This window comes from Streptomyces radicis, from assembly GCF_003626575.1.
Taxonomy (GTDB): Bacteria; Actinomycetota; Actinomycetes; order Streptomycetales; family Streptomycetaceae; genus Streptomyces; species Streptomyces radicis.
On the sequence record NZ_RBDY01000006.1, the window covers coordinates 97,320 to 121,494 of the forward strand.

Sequence of the window (24,175 nt, forward strand, 5' to 3'; positions counted from 1 at the left end):
CCGGGCCCCGGCGCGACGGGGAGTGGTGTGATGGAGCGGGAGAATGGTCACCACCACCGTGCGAGCGCGAAAGAAGGCGTGAGGGTTCATGAGCACGCACTACGACGTCGTTGTCCTCGGCGCAGGCCCCGGCGGCTACACGGCCGCCGTCCGCGCCAGCCAGCTCGGGCTGCGGACCGCGGTCATCGAGGAGAAGTACTGGGGCGGTGTGTGCCTGAACGTCGGGTGCATCCCGTCCAAGGCGCTGCTGCGCAACGCCGAGTTGGCGCACATCGTCACCCAGGAGGCGGCCACCTTCGGCATCCGGGCGACGGGCGAGGTGACGTTCGACTACGGGGCGGCGTTCCAGCGCAGCCGCAAGGTGGCCGAGGGCCGCGTCAGCGGCGTGCACTACCTGATGAAGAAGAACACCATCACGGAGTACGACGGGCTCGGGACGTTCACCGACCCGCACACGCTCCAGGTCGCGCTGACCGCGGGCGGCACCGAGACCGTGACGTTCGACCACTGCGTCATCGCGGCGGGCGCCACCACGCGGCTGCTGCCCGGCACGTCGCTCAGCGACCGCGTCGTCACCTACGAGGAGCAGATCCTCACCGAGACGCTGCCCGGCAGCATCGTGATCGCGGGCGCGGGCGCCATCGGCGTCGAGTTCGCCTATGTCCTGCACAACTACGGCGTCAAGGTCACCATCGTCGAGTTCCTCGACCGGATGGTGCCGCTCGAGGACGCCGAGGTCTCCAAGGAGCTGGCCCGCCAGTACCGCAAGCTGGGCATCCAGGTCCTCACCTCGACCCGCGTGGACGCGATCGACGACTCCGACCCCGGCTCCCCCGTCAAGGTCACGGTGACCAACGGCAAGGGCGAGCAGCAGGTCATCGAGGCCGACAAGGTGCTCCAGGCGATCGGCTTCTCGCCACGCGTCGACGGCTACGGCCTGGAGACCACGGGCGTCACGCTGACCGAGCGCGGGGCCATCGCCGTGGACGGCCGCGGCAGGACCGACGTCCCGCACATCTTCGCCATCGGCGACGTGACCGCCAAGCTGATGCTGGCGCACGCGGCCGAGACCATGGGCGTCATCGCGGCCGAGACGATCGGCGGCGCGGAGACCATGGAGGTGGACTTCACGATGATCCCGCGCGCCACCTACTGCCAGCCGCAGATCGCCAGCTTCGGCTTCACGGAGGAGCAGGCCAGGGAGCGCGGGTTCGACGTCAAGACGGTCAAGTTCCCGTTCACCGCGAACGGCAAGGCCCACGGCCTCGGCCAGCCCTCGGGGTTCGTCAAGATCATCAGCGACAACCGCTACGGCGAGCTGCTCGGCGCCCACCTCATCGGCCCCGAGGTCACCGAGCTGCTGCCCGAGCTGACCCTGGCCCAGCAGTGGGACCTCACGGTCCACGAGGTCGCCCGCAACGTCCACGCGCACCCGACGCTCGGCGAGGCGGTGAAGGAGGCGATCCACGGCCTGGCGGGGCACATGATCAACATGTGAGGCCGTCGTTCCGTGGAGTCCTCGCCTACTCCGGCGGGTGTACGCGCCCGCACCGGGGCGGGCCTACCGTGGGCGCATGGGGAAGGCACTGCTGCTCACGCTGGCCGTCGGGGCGCTGACCGCCGCCGATCTGGCGTCCAACGTGTCGGGCTCGCGCGAGGACGACTGGCTGAGCTGGACCGTGTACGCCGTCTCGGTGCTCGCGCTGCTCGGCCACCGCCGCCGCCCCCTTCCCGCGGCGGTGGTGGCCGGGGCCGGGTCGCTGACCTGGACGCTCGTCGGCCACATCGGGGAGCTGCTCAACCTCCCCGCGATGGTGTGCCTCTACTTCGTCGCCGAGCGCGGCGACCGCCGCCGCACCCTGCGCGTCGCGGTGATCGCCGCGCTGCTCTCGGGCGCGGCGGCCGTGGTGGCGGGGCAGGAGGAGGGGCGGCCCGTTCCCTCGCCCGTGCTCGAGATGGCCATCCCGCTGGTGCCGCTGCTGCTCGGCGAGGTGGTGCGCGGGCGTCATGAGCTGGCGCGGCGCGCGGATGAGGAGCGCGAACGCGAGACCGCGCGCCTGGTGCGGGAGGAGCGCGTGCGGATCGCGCGCGAGCTGCACGACATCGTGGCGCACACCGTCACGGCGATGACGGTGCAGGCGGGGCTCGCGCTCGACGCGTTCGACACCAGGCCCGAGCTGGCAAGGACGGCCCTGGCGCAGGTGCGCGCCTCGGGGCGCGAGGCGGTGCGCGAGCTGCGCACCACGGTCACGATCCTGCGCGACGAGGGCGGCGAACCGGCCGCGCCCGCACCGCGGTTGGCACAGCTGCCCGAGCTGGTCGGGCGCGTTCCGCTGCGGGTGACGCTGCACGCGCCCGCAGAGGGGGACGGGCCCGGCGTGCCGCCGGTCGTGGAGCTGGCCGCGTACCGCATCGTGCAGGAGGCGTTGACCAACGTGGTCAAGCACTCGGGCGCCCGGCACGCCGCCGTGTCGGTGCGGGCGGTGGACGGTGGCCTGCTGGTCGAGGTCACCGACGAGGGCCCGGCCGCGCCGAGCCCTGGCACCGGCTTCGGGCTGCTCGGGATGCGCGAACGGGCGGCGGCGGTGGGCGGCACCCTGGAGTACGGGGCGCTGCCGGGGGGCGGCTTCCGGGTGCGGGCCCTGCTGCCCGTGGCGGCGGAACGCGAGGGGGTGCCGGGATGACCGGGCGGATCCGGGTGGTGCTCGCGGACGACCAGACGGTCGTGCGGGCGGGGTTCAGGGCGCTGCTCGACCTGACCGACGACCTGGTGGTGGTCGGCGAGGCGCCCGACGGCGAACGGGCGGTGGAGGCGGTGCGGACCACGCGGCCCGACGTGGTGCTGATGGACATCCGCATGCCGCGGATGGACGGCCTCGAGGCCACGCGCCGGATCGCCGCCGAGCCCGCGCTCGACGCGGTGCGGGTGCTCGTGCTGACGACGTTCGAGGCCGACGAGTACGTCTTCGAGGCGCTGCGGGCCGGGGCGGCGGGCTTTCTGCTCAAGGACATCGAGCCCGAGGGGCTGCGCGAGGCGATCCGCACGGTCGCGGCCGGGCGCAGCCTGCTGGCGCCCGCGGTGACGCGGGGGGTGATCGAGGAGTTCGCGCGGCTGCGCACGCCGGTGGCCGAGGGCGCGGCGCGGCTCGCGCCGCTGACCGGGCGCGAGCGCGAGGTGATGGCGCTGGCGGCCGCGGGCCTGTCCAACGAGGAGATCGGCGCCCGGCTGCTGATGTCCCCGCTGACCGCGAAGACCCACATCAGCCGCGCGATGACGAAGCTGGGCGCCCGCGACCGGGCGCAACTGGTCGTGATCGCCTACGAGACGGGCCTGGTCCGCGCGGGCGAACGCCCCGGCGGCGCGCCGTGACCGCGCGCCCGCGTGAGCCGGGGCGCGCGCTACTCCCGGTGCGGTAGCGGCCGACTCCACGCGGCGGATGGCGGGGGCGCGGATCCGGCCTAGCGTCGTCGGCGTGATCGACGTACACGAACTGACCAAGCGATACGGCGGCAAACGCGCCGTCGACGGGCTCTCGTTCACCGTGCGCCCGGGGCGGGTGACGGGGTTCCTCGGGCCCAACGGGGCCGGGAAGTCCACCACGATGCGGATGATCCTCGGGCTGGACTCCCCCACCTCGGGGCGCGCGCTGATCGGCGGGCGCCCCTATGGCGAGCTGCGCGCCCCGTTGCGCACCGTCGGCTCGCTGCTCGATGCCAAGGGCGTGCACGGCGGGCGTTCCGCCCATGCCCACCTGGCCGGGCTCGCGGCCGCGACGGGCATCGCGCGGGGGCGCGTGGACGCGGTGCTCGAGACGGTCGGCCTCGACCCGGCCACGGCGCGGAAGCGGGCCGGTGGCTTCTCGCTCGGCATGGGCCAGCGCCTCGGCATCGCGGCCGCGCTGCTCGGCGACCCCGAGGTGCTGATCCTGGACGAGCCGGTCAACGGCCTCGACACCGAGGGCATCCGCTGGATCAGGGACCTCATGCGGTCCCTCGCGGCCCAGGGCAGGACCGTGTTCCTCTCCAGCCACCTGATGAGCGAGATGGAGCTGACCGCCGACCACCTGGTGGTGATCGGCAGGGGCAGGCTGCTGGCGGACATGCCGATGCGGGAGTTCATCGAGCGGCACTCGACGAGCCGCACGCTGGTTCGCGCGGCGGAGGAGCGCGACGCGCCGCGCACGCGGGCCGTATTGGAGTCCGCGGGGGCGCGCGTCGAGCCGGACGCGCGGGGCGGCTGGCTGGTGGAGGGCCTCGACGCGGCGGCGATCGGCGGCCTCGCCCTCGCGCACGGCGTGGCCCTGCGCGAACTGACGCCGCGGCTCGCGTCGTTGGAGGACGTCTACACGGCGATGGCCGCGTCGTCGGCGGAGTACACGAGCGAGCGGGCGGGGGTGGCCTCATGAGGGAGTTCGGCCGGGCGGTCGCGTTCGAGTGGATCAAGTTCCGCAGCCTGCGCTCCACGGTGTGGACGACGCTGGTGACGGCGGTGCTCCCGGTCCCTGGGGCGGTGTTCGTCGCGGCGACCGAGAGCCTTCAGCCGGACGACACGGTGCTGGGCGGCAGCCTCACCATCGCGGTCCCCGCGCTCATGCTGGCGGCCGTGGTCGGGGTGCTCGTGGTGTCGGGCGAGTACGGCAGCGGAACGACGGTGACGACGTTCGCCGCCGTGCCGCGCCGCGGAACGGTCCTGGCGGCCAAGGCCGTTCTGGTCGCCGGGCTGCTGTACGCGCTGGCGTTGCCGTCCACCGCGGCGGCGTACCTGGTCGGTGACGCGTTGCTCGACGACGGCTACGCGCAGGGCGATCCGATGCCCGCGCTGCTCGGGGTCGCGGCGGCGTTCTCCGTCGCGGGGCTGCTCGGCCTCGCCGTCGGCACGCTGATCCGGCACCCGGCGGGCGCGGTGACGGCCGTGGTGGCGGGGCTGCTGCTGCCGTCGATGCTGGGGCCGCTCTTCGGCGACGCGGAACGGTGGGTGGCCGGGATCTCACCGACCGCCGCGCTGGAGAAGCTGACGCAGACCTCGGACGCGACGGCCGAGGCCGTGGGCTCACTCGGCGCCTGGCCGTCCCTGCTGCTGGTCACCGGCTACACGTCCCTGACCCTGCTGGCCGCGGGCGCGGCACTGCGGACCCGCGACGCGTGACCACCTCCGGTGAGGCGAGCGGCGACCCGGGCCCCACGACGGCCCCCGGCACCGGGGCCGCGGGAACAACGGGGGCCTCACGGCGGCACCGGCCTCGTGCCCATGACCGGGCAACGGTCATACCCCCGCGCGGCGGGCGACAGCGATGGACCGCGAGACGCCCCCCGGCGAGGCCCCACACCTGGCCCCACACGCCACAGCCCCGGCAGGGGCCCACCCCGGAGGGGAAGCCCATGACCGGGTGGCGGTCATATGGCACGGGACGGAGAAACGGGCTGCCCCCCGGAGGGAACGAGCAACGTCTTGCCCGTGACCTCGCGGGCCTCGATCGCCGCGTGGGCGGCGGCCGCCTCGGCCAGCGGGAACGTCGCGCCGATCACCGGCCTCATCGTGCCCGCCGCCGCGGCGTCGAGCGCCTCGGCCAGCCGGGACGCCCGTTCCTCCGGCGGCAGTTGGAGGTCCTCGATGCCGCGCAGCGCGATGCCGCGGCGTTCGGCCTCCGCCGGGTCGGCCGCGGCGAAGCCGCCGCCCGGCGCGCCGTGCCCGGAGAACCGGCCGCCGTCCGCGGTGAGCGCGAACGCCGTGGCGCCCCGTTCCCCGCCCGCGCCGTCCCACACGACGTGGGCGCCGGTGCCGCCGGTGGCCTCGCGCACCGCGTCGGCCCAGCCGGGCAGCGTGTAGTCAACCACCAGGTCGGCGCCGAGCTCGCGCAGCAGCGCCAGCTTGCGCTCGCCCCGCGCCGCGGCGATCACGGGGGATCCCGCGGCGCGGGCGAGCTGCACCAGCAGCACCCCCATGCCACCGGCCGCCGCGGTGATGAGCGTCCACTCGCCCGGGCGCGGGCGCATCGGGCCGTACAGCGCCATGGCCGTCGTGCCGTCGTAGGCCAACGCGCCCGCCTCCCGCACGGTCAGCCCCGAGGGCACGGGCACCAGGCCGCGCGCCTCGGCGGCCACGCGCTCGGCGTACGCGCCGCCCACCACGGCGGTGGTGACGACCGACCGCCCCCGCCACGCGGGGTCGACGCCCGCCCCGACGGACGCGACCCGCCCCGCCACCCCGCCGCCCGGCACATACGGCGGCACCACGGGGAACCAGTCGCGGGCGGCGCCCCTGCGGATCCGCGTCTCGACGAAGAGCGTGTCCACGACCTCGACGTCCACGACCACCTGGCCGGGCCCGGCGATCGGCTCGACCCCCTCCCTCAGCACCAGCACCTCGGGCCCGCCGAACTCCCCGGCGACGATCTCCCGCATCCCGACCACACTCGCTCCCGCACCGACGTCGTTGCGGGGACCACCTTTCAACCTCAAGTCACCTTGAAGTCAAGCGGCGCTACGGCGCCTCGCGGTCGAACGCCTGCCACGGGGTCACGCCCAGCTCGCCCGTGGTGCCGATGTCCAGGGGGTACTTCGGGGTGAGCACGTGGGCGGGCAGGTCCTCCATGGGCGCGATCTCCAGGTGAACGCCCTCGACCGGGACGTCGAAGCCCTCGACCGTGTTGCGCCAGATCAGGGACAGGACGGCGTGCTCGCCCGGGCTCAGCGTCACGGGCTCGGGCGTGGCGTCGACGTGTTCGACGGTGGTTTCGAGGGTGGTGATGCCCTCGGCGTTCGGGACGAGCTTCACGTCCTGCGGGCGGTGCTCCGCGTCGAGAACCGTGAGGGCGGGGTAGCCGCTGACGGTGCGGGGCTCGGTGCCGCAGTTGACCAGGGTGATCGTCTGCTCGCGCAGGCCCATCGCCGCGTTGGGCTGGCCCGCCGAGAGGCGCAGCCCCTCCTCGGGGCAGGGCGGTGGGCCAGGCGACTCCGCCTCGTCGGGCACGACGAGCGCCGGGTCGGCGGCGGGCGCGGCCGCGGGCGCCCCCGCGTCCGCGTCCCGGTCCGCCGCCCGCTCGGTGCCGCACGCGGCCGCGAACAGGGCGAGGGCGGTCAGGGCGGCGGCGAGCGGCGGGCGCGGTCTCATGGGCCCATCGTCGCACGGGTGTTCGCGCGCCCCGCCGTTCCTCCGGTTGCCGCGCCCCCGGGGCGGCAGCACAGTGGAGTGAGCCGCCGGGGTACCACTCGGAAGTCCCCGATGCAACGATCTGTCGGCTCTGGAGGCGCCTTCCATGGACATCGTGGTACTCATCGGGCGGATCGTCTTCGTCGCCCTCTTCCTCAACTCCGCCCTCGGCCACCTCACCCAGACCCCGGCCATGGCCGGATACGCCAGGAGCAAGGGCGTCCCCTTCCCCGAGGCGTCGGTCCTCCTCTCGGGGATCCTGATGGTGGTCGGCGCGGTGAGCGTGGTGCTCGGCGTCTGGCCCGACCTCGGCGCGCTCCTGCTGGTCGCCTTCCTGGTGCCGACGGCGCTGCTGATGCACCCGTTCTGGAAGGAGACCGACCCCGCCACGCGCCAGAACGACATGGTCCACTTCATGAAGGACCTCTCGCTCGCGGGCGCCGCGTTCATGTTGTTCGGGCTGTTCGCGATCGCGGGCGGCGAGGTGGGGCTGACCATCACCGCGCCGCTCTTCGACCAGCACTGAGGGCGCGCCGGGGGAACACGGCGGCGGCCCGCCTCGTTCCATGACCGAGCGAACAGGATCAAGGGGGGGCGGGCCCACCGGTGAACGTGCTGGATCTGCTGTTGCTGGTCGCGGTGTTCGCCGCGGCCGTCTCGGGGTTCCAGCGCGGGCTGATAGCGGGCGTGGTCTCCCTGGTGGGCTTTGTCGGCGGGGCGGCGCTCGGGGTGTGGCTGCTGCCGTTCTTCGTCGACCACGTCGAGCCGGGATCGGTCACGGCCACGGTGGTGGCGCTGCTCGTGGTGCTGGTCCCCGCGGCGGTGGGGCAGGCGTGCGCGTGGCCGCTCGCGCTGCGGCTGAGGGACAGCGTGAGCCGGGCGCCCGCGCGCTGGCTCGACGGCATCGGCGGCTCGGTGTTCAACGGTCTTGCGATCCTGCTGGTCGCCTGGATAGCCGCCAGCGCGCTGACGCCCACGCCCTCCCCCGAGCTCAATCGCGTCGTGCAGGACTCGCGCGTGCTCGGCGCGGTGCAGGACGGGATGCCCGCGCAGGCGCCCACCTGGTTCAACCGAGCGGCGGGAGCGCTCAACGACGCGGGGTTCCCCCAGGTCTTCAACCCCTTCGAGAACGCCCCGACCGCCGAGGTGCCCGAGCCCTCGGGGGACAACGTCACGGAAGCCGCCGTCGCCGCCGCCCAGGGCAGCACGGTCAAGATCGCCGCGAGCGCCGGGTTCTCGGGGCAGGAGGGCAGCGGCTTCGTCTTCGCCGACGAGCGCGTGATGACCAACGCGCACGTGGTCGAGGGCGCCGATGTCACCACGGTGCAGGTCGGCGGCGTGGGGCGGCGGATGGAGGCCGAGGTCATCCTGTTCGACGCGGACATGGACGTGGCCGTGCTCGCGGTGCCCGGGCTCGACGCGCCCACCCTCACGCTCGCGGGCGACGCCACGCGGGGCGACCCTGCCGTGGTCGCGGGCTATCCCGAGGACGGCCCGCTCGACCTGCGCGCCGCCACCGTCGCGGGGCGCACGCCGGCGCGTGGGCAGGACATCGACGGGGACTCGCTGGTCACCCGCGACATCTACACCGTGCGCTCCCTGGTCCGCCCCGGGAACTCGGGGGGACCGCTCCTCACCACCGACGGCCAGGTGTTCGGCATGGTCTTCGCCCGCTCCACGACCGACGACCACACCGGCTATGTCCTGACCGCGGACCAGATACGCCCGCACGCGGAGGAGACGGCGGGCTGACGGCGGGCTGACGGGGCGCGTCCGGGGTCTCGTTCGGGGGGCGCGTCCAGGCCGCGTTCAGGCCGCGTTCAGAAGCGCCGCGACCTCGTGCGCCGTCCAGTGCCCGCGCGCGCCGGGGCGCGAGGCGAGATACTCCCCGGCCCGGGCCGCGCCCCAGCCATGGGCGGCCCGCAGCCCACCGCCCAGGTGCCGCAGATACGCCGCGGCGGGCGCGTTCCACGGCACGGTGACGCTGCGCCATGGCGCGGTGAACGTCAGCACCGGGTGCCCTTCGAGCGTTCCCGCGCACACCAGCGTCTCGTAGCGCCCCGGGCCGAGCCGGGCGCGGCCCGAGCGCAGCACCGCCGTGAGATCGAGGTCGACGCCCGGCACGCGGCCCATCTCCTGCGCGGCGATGTCCGAGAGCTGCCCGAGGGTGATCAGGTGCGCATGCGCCGCGGTCTCCCCCGGCGCATGCGGGTCGTAGAACGCACGCCCCCCGGTCCACACCGCCGACTCGGTCGCGAAGTACAGCAGCCCCGGCAGGGTCAGCGCCGTCGACCACCGCGGCGGGCGCGGGTCCCGGCACCCGGGGTGGGCCCGCGCGCCACCCGGCGCGACCCCGCCCTCAAGGTAGGCGGCCAGCCGCGCCGGATGCATATTCGACCCATATGCCGCGTACCAGACGGAGGTTGAGGACCCGGGGGAAAGCGCCGATGACCGGTCGGGGAAATCTCCGTTCGTGCCTGCCAATCCGCCCGCGCCTCCCCGGATACTCACTCGCGTCCGCCACCTCACCGTCCCCGGGAGTCATCGTGACGTTTCTGAGCCGCCGCCGTGCCATGGGGGCCGCCGCCGCCTTCTCCGCCGCGCTCGCCACCGGGGTGGCCGTGCCCGGCACGGCCGCCGCGACCGGCCGCGGCCGGGGCACCATACCCCTGCCGCGCGCCCACGCGCACAACGACTACGAGCACGAACGCCCCCTGTTCGACGCGCTCGGCCACGGCTTCACCAGCGTCGAGGCCGACATCTGGCTGGTCGACGGGCAGCTGCTCGTGGCCCACGACGAGATCGACCTCGACCCCGCGCGCACCCTTCAGGCGCTCTACCTCGACCCGCTGCTCGACGTCGTGAGGCGGGGCCACGGGCGGGTCTACCCGGGCCACCGGGTGACGCTCCAGCTGCTGATCGACATCAAGAACACCGGCGAGGCCACCTACCGCGCGCTCTCCCGGGTGCTGGAGCGCTATGACTCCCTCTTCATGAAGGCCATCGACGGCCGGACGCGGAAAGGGCCCGTGCAGGCCGTGATCTCGGGCGACCGCGCGGCGCGCGTGCCGATGGAGGAGGAGCGGGTGCGGCGGGCGTTCTACGACGGGCGCCTCGATGACCTGGGCTCGTCGGCGCCCGCGTCGTTCATCCCGCTGATCAGCTCCAACTGGACCCACAGCTTCACATGGCTGGGCGTGGGCCCCATGCCCGAGGCCGAACGCCGCCTGCTGCACGACCTGACCGCGACGGCGCGGGCGCGGCGGCAGCGGACCAGGTTCTGGGCGACGCCCGACCTGCCGGGCCCCGAGCGGGAGGCGGTCTGGCGCGAGCTGGTCGCCGCGGGCGTCGACCACCTCAACACCGACGACCTGCCGGGCCTCGCGGCGTTCCTCAGGGAGATCGACGGAGGACGCTGAACAGGCGCGGATGCTGGCCGGGTGCCTGCTACGTGCTGCGCGCGGGGAGGTCGTCGATCCAGGCGTAGCGGGTGCCGCGGCCCTCGGTGGACCGCAGCTCGTACATCCCGCCGGACTGCCGCGCCGCCAGCATCAGCGGCAGCGGCACCCGGCCGGTGATCAGGACGTCAACGGTCCGGCCGTCGCGCGGCCCGCCCTCGTATCTGACGCGGATCACATGGTGCTCTGCCATGGCGCCAACTTATCCGGGTGGCGCCAACCCGCGCGCCACCCCGAAGAGTGCGATCCTGCACGCCAGTTCGGCGGCTCCGGGACCCCGGCGGCGGGCGTCGGGGGGACGGGTGTCAGGGGGACGGGTGTCAGGGGGCGGGCCTGAGGGTGGAACGCTGGCGGCCGAGCCCGTCGACCTCCACCTCGACGACATCGCCCGCCGTCAGATAGGGGAAGCGCCCGGAGAGCGCGACGCCCTCGGGGGTGCCGGTGTTGATGATGTCGCCCGGCTCGAGCACGAGGTACTGCGAGAGGTGGTGCACGATCTCGGCGACGCCGAAGATCATGTCCGAGGTCGAGGAGTCCTGCCGCTTCTCGCCGTTGACGAACGAGCGCAGCCCGAGCTCCTGCGGATCGGCCACCTCGTCGGCGGTGACGAGCACCGGGCCGAGGGGGTTGAACGTCTCACAGCTCTTGCCCTTCGACCACTGGCCCCCCGACTCCTCGATCTGGTAAGCGCGCTCGGAGACGTCGTTGCTCGCCGCGTAACCGGCGACGTGTGCGAGGGCGTCGGCGGGCGAGGCCAGGTAGCGCGCCCTGCGGCCTATCACCACGGCCAGCTCGACCTCCCAGTCGGTCTTCGCCGAGCCGCGCGGTATGAGCACGTCGTCGTGCGGGCCGACGACGGTGTTGGGCGACTTGTAGAACAGGATCGGCACCGTGGGCGGCTCGGCGCCGGACTCGGCGGCGTGGGCGGCGTAGTTCTGGCCGATGCACAGCACGGCGGAGGGGCGGGCGACGGGCGCGCCGATCCGCTCGCCCTCGACGCTCGTCGTGGGCAGCGACGACGGGTCGGGCACGAGGCCGGGGTCGTCGGCGAGCGCGGCGAGGAACGCGCCGTCGATGTCGGCCGTCACGGGCCGCAGGTCGTGGTGGTGCCGGCAGTCCGCGGACACGAGCACGGGCCGCTCACGGCCCGCCTCGCCGATGCGCATCAGACGCATGATCGTGTGGCTCCTTGCGGTGTTCTTCGGGGGTTCTTCGGGGCTCATCGGGGGTCATCGGAGTTTTCGGAAAGTGACTTCCGCAGTGGGCGTCGGGGCCACTCTCCCCCAGACGGCCCCGGGGCTCAACCGTCGCGTGACGTCTCCCCGACCACACCGGACACAGGACGTCGGGCCGGGGCACACGAGCACCTGACCGTCGCCCCTGTAGGTCGGTCATATGGCGGGCGGCGTCCACCGTGCCGAGGGGCGGGAGCGGGTCGAGAAGGGCGCCACGTCGGCGCGCGCCGACGTGGCGGCCGACGAGCCACGCCTGGCGATCGAGTCCACGGCCAGCTGGAGGTCCGTGGCCCCGCGGGCCGCCGCGGGCGCCGACCACCACCGGCGGAACGCGCCCAGCCCCGCCCCGGCCACGACATCCACGACGCCCACGACAGCCACCACGGCCATGAGCAGCGCAGTCGGCATCAGCGCCCGCCCATCGGCGGGCCACCCACCATCGAAAGTGATCAACTCTCCCATGCCCACTACGATACGTAATCGACCGGCTCCCCAACACTGACGAAAGTCATGTTCTCGGGAACACCCGGCGCTCCGGCCCGGCGCTCCCGCCCCCCACGCCCCCGCTCACGCCCCCCACCACCCCCGCTCACTCCGTCGCCGGTGGCTCGCCCTTCCTCGTCGTGAGGTCGATCACCGAGAATTCCACACCCTGTGGATCCGCGACCGAGGCCAGGCGGCCATAAGGGCTGTCCTTGGGCCCGTCCACCACGCGCCCGCCCAGGCGGCGCACCTCCGCCGCCGCCGTGTCGCAGTCCTCGACCGCGAAGTACACCTCCGTGTGCGGCGGCATCCCCGGCTCCGCCTGCCCGTCCATGGCGAGCCGCCCCATCACCGGCTCGCCGCCGACCTTCCACACGGAGAAGTCGAACCCCGGGCTCCCCGCGTGCCGTTCCACGTCGAACGGGAAGACGGCGGGGAAGAACGCGTCGGCCGCCGCCGGATCGCGCGTGGCGACCTCGGCCCAGCAGAACGTCCCCGGTCGGCCGCGCTCCCCGAATCCCTTGTGCCGCCCGGCCTCCCACACCCCGAACAGCACCCCGCCCGGGTCCGAGGCCAGCGCCATCCTGCCCAGGTCGCCGATCTCCATCGGCTCCATCAGGACCGTTCCGCCGTGCTCCCGCACCCGGCCCGCCGTCGTCACGACGGAGGGCGAGGAGAGGTACAGCGTCCAGGCGGGCGGCGCCTCCTGCCCCGCCATCTGGGGGGCCAGCGCGGCGACGGTCTTCCCGTCGAGCATCGCCTCCGCGTAGCCCCCGTACTCGGGCGCGGCCTCCCCGAAGTCCCAGCCGAACAGCTGGCCGTAGAAGCGCTTCCCGTCGGCCACGTCGAGCACGGTGGCGTCGACCCAACAGGGCTCGCCCTCTGAGAAGTCGGACACGAGAGGCCCCTTTCACCCGAAAGACACAGGTATGCCCTTCCACGCTAGCCAGAACGCGCAGGTTCGGCGCGGCGAGCGCGGCCGGTCCCGGCCACCGCCGGGCGCGCGCCCGAACCCCTCGCGAGCCCCCGTCAGCCGCGCGCGCCCCGCCGCGTGGAACCGCGTTCGATCAACGCCGGGGCGAAGGTGACCTGTTCATGACGGTGCCCGGCGCCCGGCGAGCGCAGCAGCAGGTCGGCCGCCGCGCGGCCGACGTCGTACGCGGGCTGACGCACCGTGGTCAGCGCGGGCGACAGCTCGGCGGCGAAGTCGACGTCGTCGTAGCCGACCACGCCGATGTCGTCGGGGACGGCGACGCCGTGCTCGCGCAGCCCCCGGTACACGCCGAGCGCGGCCGCGTCGTTGCCGCAGATCACCGCGTCGGGGCGGGGGGACAGTGCCAGGATCCTGGGGATGGCCTCCTCGGCGACGCCCGCGGCGGTCGTGGCCCGCACCGCGATCTCGGTGACCCGCGCGTCGGGGTCGAGCCCGGCGTCGGCGAACGCCGCCCGCACGCCCGCGAGGCGCTCGGCGAGGGAGCGCAGCGGCGGGCCGCAGCGCACGAACGCCACCTCGCGCTGCCCGGCGGCCAGCAGATGGCGGGCGGCCAGCGCGCCCCCCGCCGCGTCATCCACCGTGACCGCGCACAACTCCGCGCCGTCGCACGGGTGATCGAGCAGGACGACGGGGGTGCCGCGTTGCCCCAGGCGGACCAGCTCGGGCAGCGGGGCCGCCACCGGGCTGATGATCACCCCGCGCACGCCCTGCTCCTCCAGGAGCCGCAGATAGCGGGCCTCGCGCTCGCCGCGCATGTCCGTGCTGCACTGCACGAGGAGGCAGCCGTCCTCGGCGAGCCGGTCCTCGATGCCGCGGGCGACCGTGGCGAAGTAGGCGTTGGCGGCGTCGAGCAGGACGCAGCCGACCACCGGGCTCGGCGCGCCGCGCAGGCGGCGGGCGGCGCCGTTGCGCACATAGCCGACGCGTTCCATGGCGTCCCTGACCCGGCCCCGGGTGGCGGAGGCGACGAGCTGGGGGTTGTTGAGCACGTTGCTGACCGTGGACATGGACACCCCGGCCAGCTCGGCGACCTGGCGGATCCCGGCGCGCCGCCCCGCGGCGCGCGGTGGGGCGTCTCCCACGGGCAGCGCATCTCCCGACGTCACGGCCGCAGCCTAACGCCAGGACGCCCGCGCCCCGCCCGCCCCGAGACCGGCGGCCCCCCGCCCCGAGGACCCCGACCCGAGGCCCCCGCCCCGAGGACCCCCGCGGCGCCCCGGCCGACGGCTGAACGGGCCCGCCCCGCATGCGCCCCCGCGCGCCCCGCCCCATCATCGGGAGAACCGAACGACTCGGGAGTGAGCGGGAGGAAACGGGCATGGGCGTGCGCACCTGGATCCAGGACTGGCCCGTCTACCGGCAGCTGACGGGCAACGACCCGTTGGGCCGGGGCGCGGCCGCCGAGTCGCGGCGCACCGCCGCGCTGCGCCCCCGCACCGACACCGCCGACCGGGTGGTGGGCTCGATCTGCCCCTACTGCGCGGTGGGCTGCGGCCAGCTGGTCTATGTCAAGGACGAGCGGGTCGTGCAGATCGAGGGCGACCCCGACTCCCCCGTCAGCCGCGGCAGGCTCTGCCCCAAGGGCTCGGCGACGCTCCAGATGACCACGGGCGACGCCCGCGCCCACCAGGTCCTGTACCGCCGCCCGCACGGCACCGAGTGGGAGCCGCTCGACCTGGACACCGCCATGGACATGGTCGCCGACCGGGTCATCGCCACGCGCCGCGCGACATGGGAGTGGGAGGTGAACGGCGCGCGCGTGGCCCGCACGCTCGGCATCGCGAGCCTGGGCGGCGCGGTCCTCGACAACGAGGAGAACTACCTGCTCAAGAAGCTGTTCACGGGCCTCGGCATCGTCCAGGTCGAGAACCAGGCCCGGGTGTGCCACAGCTCCACGGTCGCCGGGCTCGGCACGTCGTTCGGGCGCGGCGGCGCCACGACGTTCATGCAGGACCTCCAGAACGCCGACTGCGTCGTCATCCAGGGCTCCAACTTCGCCGAGGCGCACCCCGTCGGCTTCCAGTGGGTCATGGAGGCCAAGGCCCGCGGCGCGACGATCGTGCACGTCGACCCGCGCTTCACCCGCACCAGCGCCCTGGCCGACCTGCACGTCCCGATCCGGGCGGGCAGCGACATCGCGTTCCTCGGCGGGCTGATCAACCATGTGCTGACGGAGGGCAAGGAGTTCCGCGAGTACGTCGTCGCGTACACCAACGCGGCCACGATCGTGAACGACGACTTCCGCGACACCGAGGACCTCGCGGGCGTCTTCTCCGGGCTCGACCCCGAGAAGGGCCACTACGACCCGACGAGCTGGCAGTACAGGGGCGCCGCGATCCGCTCGCTCGCGGGCAGCCCCGACGCCGCGCGGAACGAGGCGCTCGACCGCATCGCCGTCGAACACGGCGCCGCGGGCTCGGAGTCCCACGGCGCGGGCGGCCAGGACGTGCCCCCGCGCACCAAGCGCGACGAGACGCTCAGGCACCCGCGCTGCGTCTTCCAGCTCGTCAAGCGGCACTACGCCCGGTACACCCCCGAGCTGGTCGAGGAGGTGTGCGGCGTCCCGCGCGAGACGTTCGCCCAGGTCTGCGACGCGCTGACCGCCAACTCGGGCCCCGACCGCACCAGCGCGTTCGCCTACGCCGTCGGCTGGACCCAGCACACCGTCGGCGCCCAGTACATCCGCGCCGCGTGCGTCCTCCAGCTGCTGCTCGGCAACATCGGCCGCCCCGGCGGCGGCATCCAGGCGCTGCGCGGCCACGCGAGCATCCAGGGGTCGAGCGACATCCCCACGCTCTTCAACCTGCTGCCCGGCTACCTCCCCATGCCGCACGCCGGCGCGCACGGGACCCTGGACGCGTTCGTCGACGCCGTCCGCACCCGCAAGGGCTACTGGGCCGACATGCGCGCCTACATGGTGAGCCTCCTCAAGGCGTACTACGGCGACGCGGCCACCGCGGAGAACGACTACTGCTTCGACCACCTCCCCCGCCTCACCGGCTCGCACAGCACCTACGACACCGTGATGGCCCAGCTCGACGGCGTGTGCAAGGGCTACTTCCTGCTGGGCGAGAACCCCGCGGTCGGCTCCGCCAACGCCCGCCTCCAGCGCCTCGGGATGGCCCACCTCGACTGGCTCGTGGTGCGCGACTTCTCGCTCATCGAGTCCGCGACATGGTGGCGCGACGGGCCCGAGATCGAGACGGGCGAGATGGTCACCGAGGACATCGCGACCGAGGTGTTCTTCTTCCCCGCCGCCGCGCACACCGAGAAGTCGGGGTCGTTCACCAACACCAACCGCTGGCTCCAGTGGCACCACGCCGCCGTCGAGCCCGAGGGCGACGCGCGCAGCGAGCTGTGGTTCGCCCACCACCTCGGCCGCCGCGTCAGGGAGAAGCTGGCGGGCTCCGACGACCCGGCCGACCGCCTCTTCCTCGACCTCGCCTGGGACCACCCGGTGGAGGGGCCGCTCGACGAGCCGATCGCCGCCGCCGTGCTCGCCGAGATCAACGGGCGAGGCCCCGAAGGCGCTCCGCTGTCGGCGTACACGCAGCTGCGGGACGACGGCTCGACGAGCTGCGGCTGCTGGATCTACTGCGGCGTCTTCGCCGACGGCGTCAACCAGGCCGCCCGCCGCAGGCCCCACACCGAACAGGACTGGGTCGCCGCCGAGTGGGCCTGGGCCTGGCCCGCCAACCGCCGCGTCCTCTACAACCGCGCCTCCGCCGCGCCCGACGGCACCCCGTGGAGCGAACGCAAGGCGTATGTGTGGTGGGACGCGGCGAAGCGGCGCTGGACCGGCCACGACGTGCCCGACTTCCCGCCGGGGCTCGCGCCCGACCATGTGCCGGGCCGCCGGGCGAAGGGCGTGGCGGCGCTGCGCGGCGACGACGCGTTCATCATGCAGGGCGACGGGAAGGGCTGGCTCTACGCCCCCGCCGGACTGGTCGACGGGCCCATGCCGACGCACTACGAGCCGCAGGACTCGCCGTTCCCCAACGCCCTCCACCCCGAGCACCCGAGGTCGCCCGTTCGGCTGATGTTCCCGAGGGCGGGCAACGAGTACCACCCGGCGGGCGGCGCGCGCGGCAGCTCCGTCTACCCCTATGTCGTCACCACCTACCGCCTCACCGAACACTTCACGGCCGGTGGCATGAGCCGCTGGCAGCCGTATCTCGCCGAGCTGCAACCCGAGTTCTTCTGCGAGGTCTCCCCCGAGCTCGCCGCCGAGCGCGGCCTCGAGCACACCGGCTGGGCCACCGTCATCACCGCGCGCAACGCCATCGAGGCGCGCGTGCTCGTCACCCGGCGCGTTCCGCCGCTGCGCGCCGGGGGGCGCACGGTGCACCAGATCGGGCTGCCGTTCCACTGGGGCCCCAACGGCTGCACCACGGGGGACGCCGCCAACGAGCTCGCCGCGATCGTCCTCGACCCCAACGTCCACATCCAGGAGGTCAAGGCGCTCTCCGCGGACATCCGCCCAGGCCGCCGCCCGCGCGGCCCCGCGCTGCGCGCGCTGGTCGCGGACTACCGGAGGCGCGCCGGATCCACCGAGCGCACGGGCCAGGAGGTCTGAGCCATGGCCACGCACGAGCCGACGAGCGAACCGCTGCCCCTGTCGCCGTCCTCCGGGCCCCACCTGCTGCACGGGCCAGAGCCCGCCGTGGCCGCCGACGCCGGGCACGACAACCCCCCGCCGCGCATGGGCTTCTTCACCGACACGTCCGTGTGCATCGGCTGCAAGGCGTGCGAGGTGGCCTGCAAGGAGTGGAACGCCATCCCCGAGGACGGCCTCGACCTCACCGGCATGAGCTACGACAACACCGCGGCGCTCGGCGCCTCGACCTGGCGGCACGTCGCGTTCATCGAGCAGCCCAAGCCGCTCGGCGGCCAGGAGGCGCACCTGGGCGAGGCGCCAGGCGCGCCGTCCGACCTGCGCTGGCTGATGGCCTCCGACGTGTGCAAGCACTGCACGCACGCCGCGTGCCTCGACGTCTGCCCGACCGGCTCGCTCTTCCGCACCGAGTTCGGCACGGTCGTGGTGCAGGAGGACATCTGCAACGGCTGCGGATACTGCGTGCCCGCCTGCCCGTTCGGGGTGATCGAGCAGCGCGAGGGCGACGGCCGCGCCTGGAAGTGCACCCTGTGCTACGACCGGCTCGGCGCGGGCCAGGAGCCCGCGTGCGCGAAGGCGTGCCCGACCGACTCGATCCAGTTCGGCCCGCTCGACGAGCTGCGGGAACGCGCCGCCGCGCGCGTCGAGCGGCTGCACGGGACGGGCGTGCCCGACGCGCGCCTCTACGGCGAGGACCCGGGGGACGGGATCGGCGGCGCGGGCGCGTTCTTCCTGCTGCTCGACGAGCCCGAGGTGTACGGGCTGCCCCCCGACCCCGTGGTCACCACGCGCGACCTGCCCGCGATGTGGCGCGCGGCCGGGGTCGCGGCGCTCGCGCTGCTCGGCGGCCTGGCGGCGGTGTTCGCGGGCGCGGGACGGAACGGGCGAACGCCACGGGGACGGAACGGGAGCGCGACATGAGCGAGAACGACATGAGCGAGAACAGGGTGACCCGCGACGGGCTGCGGGGCGAACGCCCCGGGCGCGACGCGACGTTCGGCAACGGCATGGCAGGGGTCGACGGCTCCCCGCGCCGCGACGGCGGGCGAGGGAAGCGGCGGCGGCGCGGCGAGGAGCTGGCCGTGCCGCCCGCCGACTTCACCTCCTACTACGGGCGCCCGGTGATCAAGGCCCCCGCGTGGGCGCCCGCCGACATCGCGGGCTATCTCTTCCTCGGCGGCCTCGCGGGCGCGGGCTCGGTGCTCGCGGCGGGCGCCGCGGCCACCGGGCGGCCCGCCACCGCCCGGGCGATGAAGGTGAGCTCGCTCGGCGCGCTCACCCTCTCCACCGCGGCGCTCGTCCACGACCTGGGCAGGCCGGGCCGGTTCGCGCACATGCTGCGCGTCATCAAGCCCACCTCGCCCATGAGCGTGGGCTCCTGGCTGCTCGCCGCCTATGGCCCGCTGGCCGGGGCCGCCGCCGTGTCCGACCTGACCGGACTGCTGCCCCGCGCCGGGAGCGCCGCCACCCGGGGCGCCGCGCTGCTCGGCCCCGGGGTCGCCACGTACACGGGCGTGCTGCTCGCCGACACCGCCGTGCCCGCGTGGCACGAGGCCCACCGCACCATGCCGTTCCTCTTCGCCGCCTCCGCGGCGGCCGCCGCTTCGGGCATGGCGCTGGCCACCGGGCCCGTCGCCGAGAACGGCCCGGCCCGCCGCGCCGCCGTGCTGGGCGCCGCGGCCGAGCTCGCCCTCACCCGCGCCCTGCACCGCGGCGCCGGGCTGGCCGGGGAGACGTACGGGCGGGGCGCGGCGGGCCGACTCCTGGGCGCGGCCAAGGCGTTGGGCTGGGCTGGCGCGGCGGGCGCGGCGCTGCTCGGGCGCCACAGGGCGCCCGCGGCGCTCAGCGGCGCCGCGTTGCTCGCCGCGTCGGCGTGCACGCGCTTCGGGGTGTTCACGGCGGGCATCGCCTCGGCGCGCGACCCGCGGTACACGATCGCGCCCCAGCGCGAACGGCTCTCGGGGGGCGCGGGGTGACGCCGTTCACCCCGTGGGAGCTTCCGGCGTCAGCGGGACCTCGCCGACGGTCTCGCCGTCCTCGATGACCACGAGCACGTCGTCCCTGATCTCGTAGCGCGTCGTCGGCGGGTCGTCGGCGACGAAGCCGAACTCCGTCTCCCGCGCGGCCAGGGGCATCCCCGGCTCCCCGCCGTCGGGCGTCTCGACGTACCACAGCGCGCCGTCGGCGTCCCGGCAGAGCACGACCGACCCCGACACCACGCCGTAGGACGCGACGAGTCGAGCCCGCTCGGGATCCGCGAGCCGCTCCGCCACCGCGTCGGGGCAGGGCCCCGAGGGCGTCGCGGACGCGCCGGAGGGCGGCTCGCCGTCCCCGCCCTGGCCGTCCTCGTTCCCGAACAGGTCAAGGGTCAGCGCCCCGCCCATGACGAACCCGGCGACCAGGAGCAGCGCCACCAGACAGCCCCACCACTGCGAACGCTCCGGCGGCCGCCGGTCGTACGCCCGGCGCGGGGCGGGGGGCGTGGGCGCCCGCGCGAAGAGGTCATCGGGCGCGAAGCGCAGATCGTCGGGCGCCCCGCAGCGGACACAGGTGTGCTCGCCGAGGCCGTTGTGGGTGCCGCACAGCTCGCAGATCCAGGCGGGCGAGGGCCCCGGCTCGAAGTCCCGGGCGTCGGGCGCCGCCTCGACCGGCGCGGTCCACACGGGCACGGGCTCGAACGGCACGGGCTCGAACGACTCCGGCTCGAACCGCTCCGGCTCAGCCGGGGACGGCGGCGGAGGCGCGGGCTCGGGCGGCCGCCGCGCCGCGCAGATGTCGCAGACGTCCACCTCGACGCCGTTGTACGTGTCGCACTCCCCGCACCGCCATGTCGCCCCCGGCACCGCGCGCTCAGCCCACCCGCCGCGCCGAACGCGCGAGCACCGACGCGTACAGCGCCTCGGTCAGCGGCGCCACGGGCGAGAGGGCCCACTCGGGGTCGTCCCCGGGGATCCGCGCCCCCGGCAGCAGCACATCGACCGCGCCGACGCCGTGCCGCCGCGCGCACAGCTCCACGAACTCCCGGACGCGCGAGGAGCGTTCGGCCCCGACCACGACCCGGATCAGCACATGCCCGTCGTCAGGGGCGCCCCGGGGCACGCAGCGGAACACCATGTGCAGCCGCCCGTCCTCCGGGTGCGGCCTGACCAGGATCGCGGCGCAGCGCCCCGTGAAGCCCTCCCCCGACCCGGGCCACGCGAACCGCAGCCCCTCCTCGTCGACGGTCAGCGAGACGCCGTCGCCCTCCAGGATCACAGGCTGTTCGCGATCGTCTCGATGATCTCGTCCATCTCGAACTCCTCGAGGCCCTCGCCCGCCCGCGAAGGGAAGTGCAGCGTGAGGTCCCACTCCTCGCCGATGGTCTCGACCCAGGGCTCCTCCTCGGGCGCGAACAGCACAAGGCGCTTGGCCGACTGCTCCATCACCGCCGTCTGGCTGCGCGCGTACCCCCACTGCTCGAACAGCTCGTCCATCGTGCGCGGGATGCCCCGCGGATAGCTCTGCGCCGCCACGCCCACCGTGCCGAGCGGGTGCGCGGGCGCGTCCGTGAACAGCACGATCACATGGCGCCGCCGGTCGAGGCCCTTCTCCCATGGCGAGTTCACGGCGAGCGCCAGCGCCTCGAGTCCCGACTCGGGGACGTCCCCGCCGCCGCCCGCCTCGATCCCGCTCACAAAGGCCGCGAACTCCTCGGCCTGCTCGGGCAGACGGAGGAACGGCGTCTGCTCGATCGCGCTGTCGGGGTCGTCGCCGAAGTCCCTGAACGCGATCACCCGCAGCCGCAGCTGGCTGATCTCCTTGCCCTTCCGCCCCATCACCCCGGCGAGGCGCTGGTGGAACTGGAGCGCGCTGCGCTTCACCGCGTCGATCACCGGGTACATGCTGCCGGTCGCATCGACGCACAGGACGATGTCCACGGCGTACCGCAGATTGCCCCGGTACCTCTCAAGCTCGGCGCTCATCGCGCCCTCCTCTCGAGTCATGGGCGGCCCCGCCGCCCCTCGGCGTGAAGCGCACCCTGGACCGCCTCGGCGCCTCGTCGGCATCCTCGCGCGCGGACCGGGGAGGGGTCCCGGCCCCTGAGCCCCCGGCGCTCCCGGAGCCCTCCGAGCCCCCTGAGCCCCCTGAGCTTCCCGAGAAACGCACCCGGCTGGTCCGGGACGGCGCGACGGGGGGCGCGCTCGCGCGGGGCGCGCCGAGGGCGCACACCTCGGGGTCGCGCAGCACCGCGAGAAACCGCTCGACCGAGGGGCGCGCGCCCGGATCCCACGCCGTCAGGTCCCGCACGAGCGCCGTCATCTCGTCGGAGAGCCGCGGGTCCCACGCCAGCGCCTCCCCCGCGTTGACCGCGTCCGCGGGCGACCCGTACCGCTCGTCGTGGCCGGGGAGCGCGCCCGTCACCATCAGATGGGCCATCAGCCCCAGCGCGAACAGGTCGACGGCGGTGGTCAGATCGGGCTCGTCGACCAGCTCGTCGCCCTGGACGTAACGCCGCCACTCCGGCGCCCCGTACAGCGAGTCACCGGCGATCGCGTCCCGGCCCGGCGGCCTGCCGGACAGATAGGAGTCGTCGAAGTCGATCAACTTGGCCGTGTGGTACGTCGCGCCCTGGCGGCGCTGCACCAGCACGTTGGCGGGCTTGAGGTCGCCGTGCACGACGTCGATGTCGTGCAGCAGCTTGAGACTGCTGCCCAACGTCCGCAGCAGCACGGCCCGGTGCGCGGGCTCGAGCGTGTGCGGCTCGGCGAGGCTGTCGGTGTCGATCCGCTCGGTCACCTTGTAGTAGCTGCTGCGCTCGTGGAAGAAGTCGGTCGCCAGCACAAGGTTCCCGGCCCCGCGCGCGTCGGGGCGCAACCGGCGCATGATGCCGCGGTGGCGCTCCTCGAAGTCCCTGCACGCCGCCAGGCGGATCCGCACGCTCGGCGTATCGGGGGACGCGCCGGCGCGCGGCAGCTTCGGCTCGAGGAAGCGCTTGAGGAAGAACTCCCTGCCGCCCTTCTCGGCGAACGCCCACACGCACTTGCCGCCCCCGGCGTTGGTCGGCTCGCTGACCAGCCGGTACCCGTTGATGACATCGCCCCGCCTCACCGCGCCCCCGCCTCCCGCACCGGCGGCATGTGCCGCTCGTACCCCGCGCGGTAGGACCGCCACGCCGCGTCCTGCCAGCCGCGCGAGGCCACCTCGGGCCCCTCGCCGCCGTAACGCGCCCGCACCGCGTCATGGCGCGGCCCGAACGCGCGGCGCAGCGCGGCGAAGTCCCCGAACCCCGGCGCCACGAGCGCGAGCGTCGCGTCGTCCGCCGTGTACGCGCCGACCTCGTCGCGCAACAGCCGTGCCCACCCGGCCAGGTCGCCCGCGGCGGCCAGCGTCCGCAGCAGCACCCACTCGAACCGCGCGGGCGTCTCCACGTAGCCGAAGAAGCCGTCCGTGGCGCACAGCAGGACACACGGCAGCGGGAACGCCCACGCGTGCGCGTCCACGGTGAACGGGCGGTCGGCGCAGACGACGTTGGTCATCGCGGGGTCGGCGCGCAGCTGCTCCAACGCGTCGTCCAGGTGCGTGTGATCGCGCGTCAGCGCGTGCAGCCCGCCGCCGGGCAGCAGGGCGTACGCGCGCGAGTCGCCCGCCCACAGCGCATGCCCCGCGACCGCGTCCCCGGTCAGCCGGTAGGCCAGGCCCGCCAGGGTGGTGGGCAGCACACGGCGCATCGAGCCGGTGATCCTGCCGCGCGTGCGCGGGCGCGCGGCATCGAGCTGGCGCCGTAGCTCCTCCGCGAGCGCCTCGGGCGCGCCCTCGTGCAAGGGCCCGTCGGGGCCCGCGCGTTCGACCGCCTCGCGGAACCAGCACTCGGTCGCGAGACGCGCCACCCGCGCGCCCACCCAGGCGCCGGTGTACGACTCGCCGCCGGGCCCCCGCCAGGCGGGCGCCGCGCCCGCGCCACCCGCGCCGTCGAACACCGCGATCACGCCCCTGCGGCTCCCCCTGTGGTGCGCGGCCAGCGCCTCCGCGTCCTCGCCGCGCCCCGCGACCCGCTCGGTCCACACCGTGAGCCCCGCGACGTCCGCGCCACCCCCTGACACCCACACGCCGGGAGGCGGCGCCCCGGCCCGCTCGGCGGCGGAAAGCATCCCGACTCCCCCTCAGATCGCGGCCCCTCGCGAAAGTATTCCCCCCGCCCTCGACGGCTGTCGAGAACGGGCCCCTCCCCCAGCCCCTTCCCGCGGTGTCACGCCCGTTGAC

At 74.5% G+C, this 24,175-nt stretch carries 24 protein-coding genes; 11 read left to right on the plus strand and 13 right to left on the minus strand.

Annotation, left to right across the window (positions count from 1 at the left end; translation table 11 throughout):
• The first annotated feature begins 88 nt into the window (after nucleotides 1–88).
• The 5 genes from lpdA (at nucleotide 89) to D7318_RS11205 (ending at nucleotide 5,146) form a co-directional block, all read left to right on the plus strand.
• On the plus strand, nucleotides 89–1,498 hold the full coding sequence (lpdA, locus tag D7318_RS11185) for a dihydrolipoyl dehydrogenase (RefSeq protein ID WP_120696775.1): 1,410 nt from the start codon (nucleotides 89–91) through the stop codon (nucleotides 1,496–1,498).
• Nucleotides 1,499–1,574: 76 nt separating this feature from the next.
• Complete coding sequence (locus D7318_RS11190) at nucleotides 1,575–2,684, plus strand: sensor histidine kinase (protein WP_120696776.1); 1,110 nt, start codon at nucleotides 1,575–1,577, stop codon at nucleotides 2,682–2,684.
• Nucleotides 2,681–3,370 carry a response regulator gene (locus D7318_RS11195; RefSeq protein WP_120696777.1) on the plus strand — a complete coding sequence of 230 codons (690 nt, stop codon included), beginning with the start codon at nucleotides 2,681–2,683 and terminating at the stop codon, nucleotides 3,368–3,370. Before D7318_RS11190 ends, D7318_RS11195 begins: the two co-directional genes overlap by 4 nt.
• Nucleotides 3,371–3,473: 103 nt before the next feature.
• Complete coding sequence (locus D7318_RS11200) at nucleotides 3,474–4,406, plus strand: ATP-binding cassette domain-containing protein (protein WP_120696778.1); 933 nt, start codon at nucleotides 3,474–3,476, stop codon at nucleotides 4,404–4,406.
• Entirely contained in the window at nucleotides 4,403–5,146 is a 744-nt protein-coding gene (locus D7318_RS11205; protein WP_120696779.1) for an ABC transporter permease, read from the plus strand. The genes D7318_RS11200 and D7318_RS11205 overlap by 4 nt, the downstream gene beginning before the upstream one ends.
• Nucleotides 5,147–5,394: 248 nt before the next feature.
• Here the strand turns inward: D7318_RS11205 and D7318_RS11210 are convergent, their stop codons facing one another.
• Both D7318_RS11210 and D7318_RS11215 read right to left on the minus strand, forming a co-directional pair.
• Entirely contained in the window at nucleotides 5,395–6,402 is a 1,008-nt protein-coding gene (locus D7318_RS11210) for a zinc-binding dehydrogenase (protein WP_183091367.1), read from the minus strand.
• 79 nt (nucleotides 6,403–6,481) lie between these two features.
• Nucleotides 6,482–7,111 carry a DUF4232 domain-containing protein gene (locus D7318_RS11215; RefSeq protein ID WP_183091368.1) on the minus strand — a complete coding sequence of 210 codons (630 nt, stop codon included), beginning with the start codon at nucleotides 7,109–7,111 and terminating at the stop codon, nucleotides 6,482–6,484.
• A 145-nt stretch (nucleotides 7,112–7,256) separates the two neighbouring features.
• Between D7318_RS11215 and D7318_RS32420 the strand changes: the two genes are divergently transcribed.
• Together D7318_RS32420 and D7318_RS11220 are read left to right on the plus strand one after the other, a co-directional pair.
• Nucleotides 7,257–7,676: a DoxX family protein gene (locus D7318_RS32420; RefSeq protein WP_147437660.1), complete on the plus strand. Its 420-nt coding sequence runs from the start codon at nucleotides 7,257–7,259 to the stop codon at nucleotides 7,674–7,676.
• An 80-nt stretch (nucleotides 7,677–7,756) separates the two neighbouring features.
• Nucleotides 7,757–8,902, plus strand: coding sequence for a MarP family serine protease (locus D7318_RS11220; protein ID WP_120696782.1), 1,146 nt, complete (start codon nucleotides 7,757–7,759; stop codon nucleotides 8,900–8,902).
• Nucleotides 8,903–8,959: 57 nt separating this feature from the next.
• Here D7318_RS11220 and D7318_RS11225 read toward each other — a convergent pair whose 3' ends face one another.
• Nucleotides 8,960–9,541, minus strand: coding sequence for a histone deacetylase (locus D7318_RS11225; RefSeq protein ID WP_120696783.1), 582 nt, complete (start codon nucleotides 9,539–9,541; stop codon nucleotides 8,960–8,962).
• Nucleotides 9,542–9,696: 155 nt separating this feature from the next.
• On the opposite strand from D7318_RS11225, the gene D7318_RS11230 reads away from it, so the two are divergent.
• Nucleotides 9,697–10,569, plus strand: coding sequence for a phosphatidylinositol-specific phospholipase C/glycerophosphodiester phosphodiesterase family protein (locus D7318_RS11230; RefSeq protein ID WP_408055473.1), 873 nt, complete (start codon nucleotides 9,697–9,699; stop codon nucleotides 10,567–10,569).
• A gap of 28 nt (nucleotides 10,570–10,597) precedes the next feature.
• On the opposite strand, the gene D7318_RS11235 is transcribed toward D7318_RS11230, so the two are convergent.
• From D7318_RS11235 to D7318_RS11255, 5 genes are all read right to left on the minus strand, one after another.
• Nucleotides 10,598–10,801, minus strand: a complete 204-nt coding sequence (locus D7318_RS11235; RefSeq protein ID WP_113685637.1) for a hypothetical protein — start codon at nucleotides 10,799–10,801, stop codon at nucleotides 10,598–10,600.
• A gap of 127 nt (nucleotides 10,802–10,928) precedes the next feature.
• Nucleotides 10,929–11,783, minus strand: coding sequence for a fumarylacetoacetate hydrolase family protein (locus D7318_RS11240; RefSeq protein WP_120696785.1), 855 nt, complete (start codon nucleotides 11,781–11,783; stop codon nucleotides 10,929–10,931).
• A gap of 216 nt (nucleotides 11,784–11,999) precedes the next feature.
• A complete protein-coding gene (locus D7318_RS11245; RefSeq protein ID WP_147437661.1) occupies nucleotides 12,000–12,305 on the minus strand; it encodes a hypothetical protein in 306 nt (101 codons plus the stop codon).
• 127 nt (nucleotides 12,306–12,432) lie between these two features.
• A complete protein-coding gene (locus tag D7318_RS11250; RefSeq protein WP_120696787.1) occupies nucleotides 12,433–13,224 on the minus strand; it encodes a VOC family protein in 792 nt (263 codons plus the stop codon).
• A 131-nt stretch (nucleotides 13,225–13,355) separates the two neighbouring features.
• The gene (locus D7318_RS11255; RefSeq protein ID WP_220729614.1) at nucleotides 13,356–14,426 is read right to left on the minus strand and encodes a LacI family DNA-binding transcriptional regulator; all 1,071 of its coding nucleotides are present in this window, start codon (nucleotides 14,424–14,426) and stop codon (nucleotides 13,356–13,358) included.
• Nucleotides 14,427–14,638: 212 nt separating this feature from the next.
• Between D7318_RS11255 and fdh the strand changes: the two genes are divergently transcribed.
• The 3 genes from fdh to nrfD are packed head-to-tail and all read left to right on the plus strand — an operon-like array spanning nucleotide 14,639 to nucleotide 19,911.
• A complete protein-coding gene (gene fdh / locus D7318_RS11260; protein WP_120696788.1) occupies nucleotides 14,639–17,896 on the plus strand; it encodes a formate dehydrogenase in 3,258 nt (1,085 codons plus the stop codon).
• A 3-nt stretch (nucleotides 17,897–17,899) separates the two neighbouring features.
• Entirely contained in the window at nucleotides 17,900–18,856 is a 957-nt protein-coding gene (locus D7318_RS11265) for a 4Fe-4S dicluster domain-containing protein (protein WP_120696789.1), read from the plus strand.
• Between the two features lie 11 nt (nucleotides 18,857–18,867).
• Nucleotides 18,868–19,911, plus strand: coding sequence for an NrfD/PsrC family molybdoenzyme membrane anchor subunit (nrfD, locus tag D7318_RS11270; protein WP_120696923.1), 1,044 nt, complete (start codon nucleotides 18,868–18,870; stop codon nucleotides 19,909–19,911).
• 6 nt (nucleotides 19,912–19,917) lie between these two features.
• Here the strand turns inward: nrfD and D7318_RS11275 are convergent, their stop codons facing one another.
• The 5 genes from D7318_RS11275 to D7318_RS11295 are packed head-to-tail and all read right to left on the minus strand — an operon-like array spanning nucleotide 19,918 to nucleotide 24,063.
• On the minus strand, nucleotides 19,918–20,778 hold the full coding sequence (locus tag D7318_RS11275; protein ID WP_120696790.1) for a zinc finger protein: 861 nt from the start codon (nucleotides 20,776–20,778) through the stop codon (nucleotides 19,918–19,920).
• A 7-nt stretch (nucleotides 20,779–20,785) separates the two neighbouring features.
• Entirely contained in the window at nucleotides 20,786–21,190 is a 405-nt protein-coding gene (locus D7318_RS11280; protein ID WP_120696791.1) for a hypothetical protein, read from the minus strand.
• Entirely contained in the window at nucleotides 21,187–21,897 is a 711-nt protein-coding gene (locus D7318_RS11285; RefSeq protein ID WP_120696792.1) for a vWA domain-containing protein, read from the minus strand. The genes D7318_RS11280 and D7318_RS11285 overlap by 4 nt, the downstream gene beginning before the upstream one ends.
• Nucleotides 21,881–23,023, minus strand: a complete 1,143-nt coding sequence (locus tag D7318_RS11290; RefSeq protein ID WP_120696793.1) for a protein kinase domain-containing protein — start codon at nucleotides 23,021–23,023, stop codon at nucleotides 21,881–21,883. The genes D7318_RS11285 and D7318_RS11290 overlap by 17 nt, the downstream gene beginning before the upstream one ends.
• Nucleotides 23,020–24,063 carry a serine/threonine protein phosphatase gene (locus D7318_RS11295; RefSeq protein ID WP_120696794.1) on the minus strand — a complete coding sequence of 348 codons (1,044 nt, stop codon included), beginning with the start codon at nucleotides 24,061–24,063 and terminating at the stop codon, nucleotides 23,020–23,022. Before D7318_RS11295 ends, D7318_RS11290 begins: the two co-directional genes overlap by 4 nt.
• Between the last annotated feature and the right edge of the window lie 112 nt (nucleotides 24,064–24,175).